Genomic DNA, 8424 nt, shown 5'->3' with positions numbered 1-8424 from the left:
CACCGAAGGCAGCCATACGACCTACACGGTCAGCATCAGCACCATTGGTGTTACGTACTACGTCCTCGAGGAACCCGTTGTAGGCCTTCTCGTAGGCTACATACTGAGGAGCCTCAGCAGTACCAGTGTTCACGGCTACGAAGTTGCTCAGAGGGTTGGCCTGCTTGAACTCTTCAGTAGCATCGGCTGAGTAGGCGATGGTTCCCTTATCTGCGCTAATCATAGGATTAGCAACCTCACCGAGCAGAACCTCAGTCTTAGCGCCGTCAACGGCGTTGGCAACGTCATACCAGTTCTTGTCCTGAGCGGTGTAACCGATGAGGAAGTCTCTCATTGGCTCTGAAGCTGCGGTAAAGGCAGTGGCAACACGCTCCTTGTCGAGCTTGAGGGTGTAGCCATTGTCATCGAGCTTGCCAACATTCAGAGTGAAGTACATCAGACCGTTGATGGACTCAACACGGATGCCCTTGCCACCGGAAGCACCGAGAACCTCAACATTGGAAGCCTTGGTGCCCTCAGCAGTAGTACCGGCAGTAAACAGGGTAATGTTACGGCTGTTCAGGAACTGATCACCGGCCAGAACAATCTTACCCATCTGGCTGTCCTTTTCGCCTTCTGGAGCATAGATAGTGGCACTGTCCTTGTTGAAGTGAACAGCACCATTTACAGCGCGGTTATCAAGAGCCAGTACGGAACCGGTACCGAGGTACAGGTCTGAAGCTACTAAAGGAGTAGCTTCATCCTTCTTATAGCCGTACTTGTTATTCTCTACATTACTGAAAAGGGTCTCAGATGGAGTGTGGCCATCAAGAACAATCTGACCGCCAGCTGCAACAGTTACCTTACCATTGAGGTAGAGAACATTGGATACGCCATCTTCAGACAGGGAGCCGTTAGCATCCTGGTAGGTGGAGATGAAGTTCTGAACACCTGCAACGTTGATGTCCTTTTCAACACCCAGGGCAGAGTTCTTACCAAGAATTACTTTACCGTCGATGGTACCAAGGTTAGCTTCAGTTACGTCCTTGCTCAGCCAGTGACCAGCCTCGGCAAAGGCTCCAACTGCAGCAACAGAGGTCTTCATTCCATATTCAGGATCGACCATCAGAACACCGCCGTTGAGCTTGAAGTACTTGGCATTGAGGTAACCGGTAGAGCCGGACTCTACAACAGTCTTGCCATCAGCAGCATACTCATTATCAGCGCCAACTACAAAATGGGTGTTAGCACCTAAAACAACGCCTTTTTCTACGGTAACTACAGCATTCTTCTGAATGTAAACGCCATCCTCAGCCTTTTTGGCATTCAGTACACTGTCAAATACAGTCTCACCATTGAGGAATGAGGCTTCAGTGCCGAGGTTAGCATTATTCTTGAAGAAGTTCTTCTGGCCGGCAAAAACAGCAGTACCGGAAATATTGGTAAGACCGGTATTTACATTAACATTGCCTTCAAACTCAGATACGGAGTTTTCATCGGTAAGAGTAAATCCGTTAGCAAAGTCACCAAAGGTCAGTTCAGTTCCAGCTGCAGTGTTCATGGAGGAAACAGTCAGGCCCTTATTGATCTTGGTTACACCAGAAACCAGCTCCATGTAGCTGTTGTCTGCACCAGAGACCTTATCAATAACGGTCTGAGTCTGTCCGCCGCTTACCAGAAGCTGAGTCTTACCAGAGGTGGTAGTTGCAAGCTTTACTTCGCCTGCAGTACCGCCATTGTTAAGGTGGAGGTAACCGCCGCCCTTAACATTTAATTTCAGGTCCTTACCATCAGTATTTACGGCAAAGTGAGCCTCACCACCTGAAGTTAATGGCAAAGCTTTGTTTAAGGTAGCCTGACCAATTGAAGCTGTAGTAGTGCCATCAGCCTTCAGGCTGCCAACGTTCTGGCTGATAACAGGGTTGTTGTTCTGATCAATGCCAGTAACCTGAGCATTCATCAGGTTATCAACCTTGATATCCTTGAAATCATTGAACTTGGTAAGGTCCTTGATATCAATAGTGTTGTCAGCGGTAACACCAGCACCTGACAGAGATCCACCAACCAGCTCGATAAAGCCTTGATTGTTTTCAGCCTTGTCTAAGCCTGTAAACTCCTTACGAATAGCAGATAGCTCAGAGGCAGTGAACTGATTATTCTTTAAGTGACTCAGATCAAGCTTCAGAGTAGCAAAGTCAGTCAGAGTTATCTTGCCGCTACCGGAAATTGCATCCAGATATGTTCCAGAGGTCTCGTCACTTTCCTTGGTAGTAACTACAGTTTCCTTGTTACCAGCAATATCTTGCTCTTTAAATCCTGTGATGTACTGTAAACCTGCATTGCCTAAGGACAGCACAGCGTCAGAACCTGAAACAGCTACTGTACCAGTAATATCAAGACCAAATCTTTCTTTCTGGTACTCATTTGTTCCAGCTGTTGTCTGGTCATCAGCAATATGCTCATAGTACTTGCCATCTACATGCATCTTGCCATTGATGGTGGTTGTGGTGCCAGCCTGAGTAAACTCCTTGAATGAGGCTTCAGAGCCCTCAACTACTTTGAAAGTACCGTTGGTGCTGATGTTAAGCTTGTTGCCCTTGACGGAGGAGCCGATGATATTGCCATCGGAATCCTTTACAGGACTGCCGCTGCTGTCCTTACCGATAGTTGCAGCACCAGAAGTAAGAGTCAGATTGCCTATTTCCCACTGGCCAGAGTGTACATTTAATTTGGCGTTAGCAGTTACATCAACATCGTACTCAACTGTGTTGCCAGATGGTGAAGCTTCAGGGTCAATCTTGAAAGCATTTTGACCATCAGCAACGAGGTTGCCCAGCTGTAATACAGTCTGTTCTTTACCAAGAGTCAGCTTAAGACCTGATGTGCCATCGGCAGACAGGTTGCTTAATACGGTAAAGTTGCCTGAATCCAGCTGGAAGTCTTTCTGAGTATTATCAACCTCATTAATGAGGGTAAGAGTGCCAGCAAGGATAGCGCCTGATGCGCCAATATCTACAGCAGCTGCAGATGCAGTGTTATTGGCAGCTGTGATTGTAAGAGTGTCAGCCTTTAAGGTTGCCAGATTGCTTGCACCGCCAGTAAATGCAAGCTTATTAGCTGATGCAGTAGTAGCAATCTTTGACTGATCAAGAACAGCATCACCAGTTAAAGCAAGAGTACCACCACTGGAAATTGTGGTTCCAAAGTTGGTAGAGACAAGCTTTGATAACTGTCCTGCCTTGGCTTTGATTAAGCCGTTTACTCCGGCCTTTAAAGTACCTTTGGCAAGATTGAGGTTGTCATCAGCAAGGCTGGTCAGATCCAGCTCTGCGTAATATGGTGTGCCAACAGAGCCACTGCCGACTACAATGTCGCCGCTGGTGACATCAAGGGCACCACCAGTACCAAAGCTCAGAAGAGCTGCACCACTGGTGTGATCACCGATGTTGAGCTTACTTGCTGCTGCACTGCCACCAAGAGTAATCTTGGTGTCAGCATTCCATGAGCCGTTTTCGATATTAAGAACGGCACCTTCACTCAGAGTAAGAGCCTTGCCAGCAGTAGAGGAAATAGTACCGCTATGCTGTAAAAGCATAATCTTTCTCTTTTCATTCTTCTCTGCATTACTCAGATTCTGCTTTTCAATTGCGACGTAGTCAGCGCTCTTGGTGATGGTATTGAATGACTGTGTGCCTAAATTAATCTTGGCATTAGAACCGGAGAAATTAGCATTGCTCTTAAGGTCAAGACTGTTATTAGCAACAATTATTGACTTTTTAAACTTGTCTCCATCCGCACTGTTAAGAGCAACCTTACCAGCTTCAATGGTATTTGCCTGATTGTTGACCAGGTCTTTTGCTATTGTAACTGTGCCAGTGGTTCTTAAGGTAGAGTCAGCGCCAAAGCCTACAGAGCCTCCCTTTGAACCAGTTGCTCCAATGTTAAGCTTGTTTTCAGATGAAGTAAGATCAAGATCATCTTCGCCAAGATCAAGAGCACCTCCACTGATAGTGGTTGCAATCTTGCCTGCCAGAGTATTCAGGTTGTCAACTGTTGTTAATAAACCTGCATTACCACTAACAATCAGAGCACCTTCTGCTGTGCTGAATGTTGTGTTGGCAGCGTCAATCTTAACCACGCCATTTGCAGTAGCAGCTCCAGAGAACACTAACTTGGAGTCAGCTGCAAGCTTGATATCACCTTTCTTAATCTCGAAGACTTTTTCAAGATTCTCAGTGGTGCTACCGCTCTTGCCGATTTCGTGGTCGGTGAAGCTAACGGTCAAGGTATCATTCTTACCTACATCGAATACACCTTCGCTCATTGAGCCAGAGGCAATATTTAATGTAACTGCAATGTTTTTAGTAGCGTGGTCTGCTGAAGCTGCATTAAGTTTTAATGTACCACCAGTGACGTTGAACACAGCAGCATTAATGGTATTAGTTTCTGTACCAGCTGGGGTTCCTGTCTCAATAGATCCGTCTTTCTTTAAGGTAATTGTGCTCAGTGTGGACTGATTAGCTTTAGCAAGGTCAATACCGAAAGTTGAGCCTTTGTTAAAGGTTACCTTTGCAGCCTTGCCCTCGGTTCCGCCAATATCAATAGTTTTGGCGCCAACCTTTACAGCACCGGCAGCATCGCTGGCTATATCGAGAACACCGGCTTTAACATCGATTTTGCCAATATTTACAGTTAGCGATTTATCTGAGGCAGCGCCTGCAAATTTGAATATCTCAGTAGGTGTTGTGGTGTGATTAAGAGTTAATGATCCTGTTCCGGTCAGGGTCACACCGCCGGCCTTATTAGATGTAATGCTGTTAGCACCGCCACTGTTGGATTTTGATAAAACATCAGCATTCCATGTGTAAGATGCCTGATCTGGTGTCGAGGTAAAGGTAGCTGTAGAAGTATCGATATCAAGAGGACCAGCTGTAGAAATATTGCCTAAATCAGCAGCTAGGTTAGCTGCATGAGCCTGGCCGGCGGCCAGGGCTGAGGTCAGGATGACGGCAGTGGCGAGGCCCTTTACGTAGGCGTTCTTGTAGATTGCACGATATTGAGCCATCAGGAACTTGATGGCGTTGTTAGAAAGTTTCATCTGTTTCTTGAATTGTTTGAAGTGTGTCCTGTCCGGGCCCTGCGCAGGCGCTGCCTGGCAGGTCTGGACCGCTTCACTTCGGGAACGGTCCGGCGCCGGCTGCGGGCGTGCTCTTGATTGAGCATGGCTGTGCAGTCGGCGTTTTGTTTTTTGTTAGGGTGGTTCGAGGTTTATTCCTGAGGAACCTTACTGGATATGATGGTCAAGGCCGGTGTACTGGCGGCGTATGACCATTTGGCTGTTGCAAGGGTTCTCACGGGTACCAGATTGCTTTTTTAGTGATATGAAATGGCATAAAGATGCCAGAGGCGTAGTCAGTTCAGGAGGTTGCCTGCTCAGTTTGTGGCCATACTCTGGACGCAATAAGGGACGTAGAAAAATCCTTTTTGTGTCTTGGGATGGTCTGATCTGAGTGGCTTTCAGTCTTGCTGGAGTGGTCTTATAACATCTTTTGTAAAGCGTGCCATTGGGCGCACCTGTTTGTTTCCGCAAAATGTGGCCGCACGAGCTGCATGGCAGTGCATGGCAGCCGTGGTGTTAGGTTTGTCTTGCAGATGGGATGTTATGTAGGGTTCTCGTGCCTGTTGATGTGGGCATGAGTATGTTTGTTGACCGGTCGGGCACGGTTATGCTCAACAGCTGTTGCAGCTGCTGGTATTTATGCCTGATTTAAGACTGTAACTGACTAAAGGAAGGGGATGGTACCGAGTTTGGGAAACTCTGTGAGATTGTACTGAAAGTCATTTGGAATGGCTTTGCAGCACGTTGATGTCGGGGAGACATCTTACAACTGCCGGGGATGGCAAAGGGATACAGATACTTAGAGACTTGGCTCTGAGCTTTCTGTTTGATTCCTGTTTGCCCCCGTGTATCCAGGACGGAAAGAAAGGGACAGAACATTAACGCAAACACCCGATATTGCCAGAATAGCGCATATCGAATGCATACGCGTATTCAGGAACGGCCGCAGACATGTGAGGGTGCTCAAAAAAGATAAATTTAAAAAGCATATCTTTGCAACAGCGTAATGTGAACTGAAAAATACTTTTGCGTACACACGGTTTTTACATGGTACATGTTTCGTGTTTTTTGTTACCACTTCACTTCGTTTTATCCTGTGGAAGTGGTTTTGGGGCCCTTTTGGGCCTTTCTTTGGCCAGGATTGTGGGTATTGCCGGGCTGGAACTGGTTTCTCATTGTGTGGCTATGGGCGGTGGATGGCGGGGCTCCTGGCCTTGTGGTGTTGGGCGGTTAGAGCTCCATGTCGGTTACGAAGAGGCGGATGGCATTGCCGGTGGCGTCGTCTATCTCTACCGCGTTGAAGTCCATAAAGGTGTCAGGCTCTGACGGAAAGACAAATACCTTGCTCTCTGAGGCTGTGCAGAGCAGGCGCCATGGCTCAGAGATTGGGATGAGCTTGTCTCTGTCTTCGTTCTTGAAGAAAGCAATGAAGTCTTTGACATTGTCACGTGGTACCTTGATGCCGGCGGTAATCATTTTAGGTATGTCGTAATCCCACCAGTTGATTTCCAGCAGGTCACTTATAACTTCGTCAGGGAAGCGGTATTTGAGAATGCGCTGAGAGCTGTGCTCTCCACCACCTACTACTATGGCATAAGGTGGTACGTCCTTTGTTATTACGGTGTTTGTGCCAATGACTGCACCATGGCCAATGGTGACTGAGGCCGGTATACGGACGTGGGCACCGATCCAGACATCGTGGCCAATATGGACCTGATTGCTGATGCCGTTGTTGGCCAGAACCAGTGGATGCTGCTCAGAGATTTTGCCTGAGTGCCCCATGAAAAAGACATTGAAGTAAAAGGCAGGTGAGGTAGTAGGATGAGTGTAATCATGCTTGCCCATGGCAAGATCAGCCCCATGACCAATAGAGCAGTAGCGTCCTATGGTGGTAGCCATGGCTACTGAGTTGCGCTCCATGTAGGAATAGGCATCAATCTGCAGGCGGAAAGCTGTTACACCCTCACCCAGAAAGGCAGGGCTGCGGAATCTGAGATTACGGGCCAGCTTTACATCCTTGTGAATCACCAGGTTCATTTGCGCGATGCGGGCTCGCACACTCTCTTCAAGAGTAGCAGCCTTAATTATTTCTATGGACATGCAAATTCCTTATTCATTGGAGCTTTAGAGCAGTGGGCTGACAGTTCAGGCAAGTGGACAGTTGCCCAGGACAAAGACGGCATCCTGCCACTGACCGGTTGCATCGGCAGCAGTTGCGGCAAATCTGTATGAGACAACAGCAATGTCGAGGCATCTGCAAAACCAAATGTCTGATACTTTCTAAAATATTTAGTAGACTGAGATGCCACCGCTTAGATCGGCCATCTAAATCAGGTGCTTCAGGTAGACCAGCTCAGTTACATTCACTCAATTATGTGATATGCAGGGACGCGCCAGGTTGTGCCAGGAGTCCCCTTGGTTACTTTGATGGTCAAGGAGTTAACCGTATCAGTGACTGGTTATGATTTACTTGTCTGACAACTGTCTGGCCATAAAGCATTTCATAACAGCACTGCAAGACATGTCATTCTATGCCATTTCATGGCACAGCCATATCCGGACATGTAGTGTTCTAATATACTTTGTAAAGCGAAACGTTTGACGAGATAAACCCGGCACATCATCCATGCTGTCGTATGCTCTGGTCGCGAGCTTCGTTGGGCACTGCCACAGTTGGACATCCTTGCATCATGGCTCATAGCCTTAGCAATCAGTGTGAACAGGCGCATTCTGCATAAGCTGTAGCGTCTGCATCAGCATCATCTACGGGCACCAGACATCATCTTTAATGTCATAACGCTCACCATAGAGGCACAGAGCCCGCCTCTGGAGCAGAGCCTCCCTCTGGAAAAGCCTCATACTCATACCAACACTCACGCTCAACATCACTTCACTCAGATGCTCTCTACATCACCGAACAAGTCAATCTCCGGTCACCCCACTCAATCATTCACTCGCTCACTTACGCATTGAGTAAGAAGGCAAGCAAGGCAATCAATCGGGGAGCAGGTAATTGAGCCGGTTAGCCAGTCAGCAGGCCAATCAATCAGTCACTCAGTCGGTCATTCAATCAGGCAGGCTATAACTCCTCTGTGCAGTTCGAGCCAGCCATCTCTTCAGTTACCTGGCTGAACCTGTCATTCGCTAAAAATCACGTGCAAATTAACTGACCGGCATGCAGACAGGCAATCAATCAGTCAGGACTTGCCCTTGCTCTGTTACTTGTCTGACAGCATGAGCCATGACCTGCCATTTAAGCTCAAAACGCAGTTCCTGTCTGCGTATTGCCGCAGGTATGTCCGTAAGGCATACCTCTGCCTTACTTA

The 8424-nt window shown here is 47.6% G+C and carries 2 protein-coding genes; both read right to left on the bottom strand.

Features of this window, described 5'->3' with window-relative positions:
* On the bottom strand, positions 1-5077 hold a 5077-nt coding region (locus MXE41_RS06450), incomplete at its 3' end, for a hypothetical protein (RefSeq protein WP_247099906.1).
* A 1251-nt stretch (positions 5078-6328) separates the two neighbouring features.
* The gene (locus MXE41_RS06445) at positions 6329-7198 is read right to left on the bottom strand and encodes a CatB-related O-acetyltransferase (protein ID WP_247099905.1); all 870 of its coding nucleotides are present in this window, start codon (positions 7196-7198) and stop codon (positions 6329-6331) included.
* Positions 7199-8424: the final 1226 nt, after the last annotated feature.

This window comes from Anaerobiospirillum sp. NML120449, assembly GCF_023051105.1.
Taxonomy (GTDB): Bacteria; Pseudomonadota; Gammaproteobacteria; order Enterobacterales; family Succinivibrionaceae; genus Anaerobiospirillum.
Note: the sequence above shows the minus strand (reverse complement) of the source record. Positions and strands in the feature narration are given on the sequence as shown.

Excerpts from the sequence above, each read along its gene's own strand:
- MXE41_RS06445 (WP_247099905.1), bottom strand. The coding sequence starts at position 7,198 with ATGTCCATAGAAATAATTAAGGCTGCTACTCTTGAAGAGAGTGTGCGA.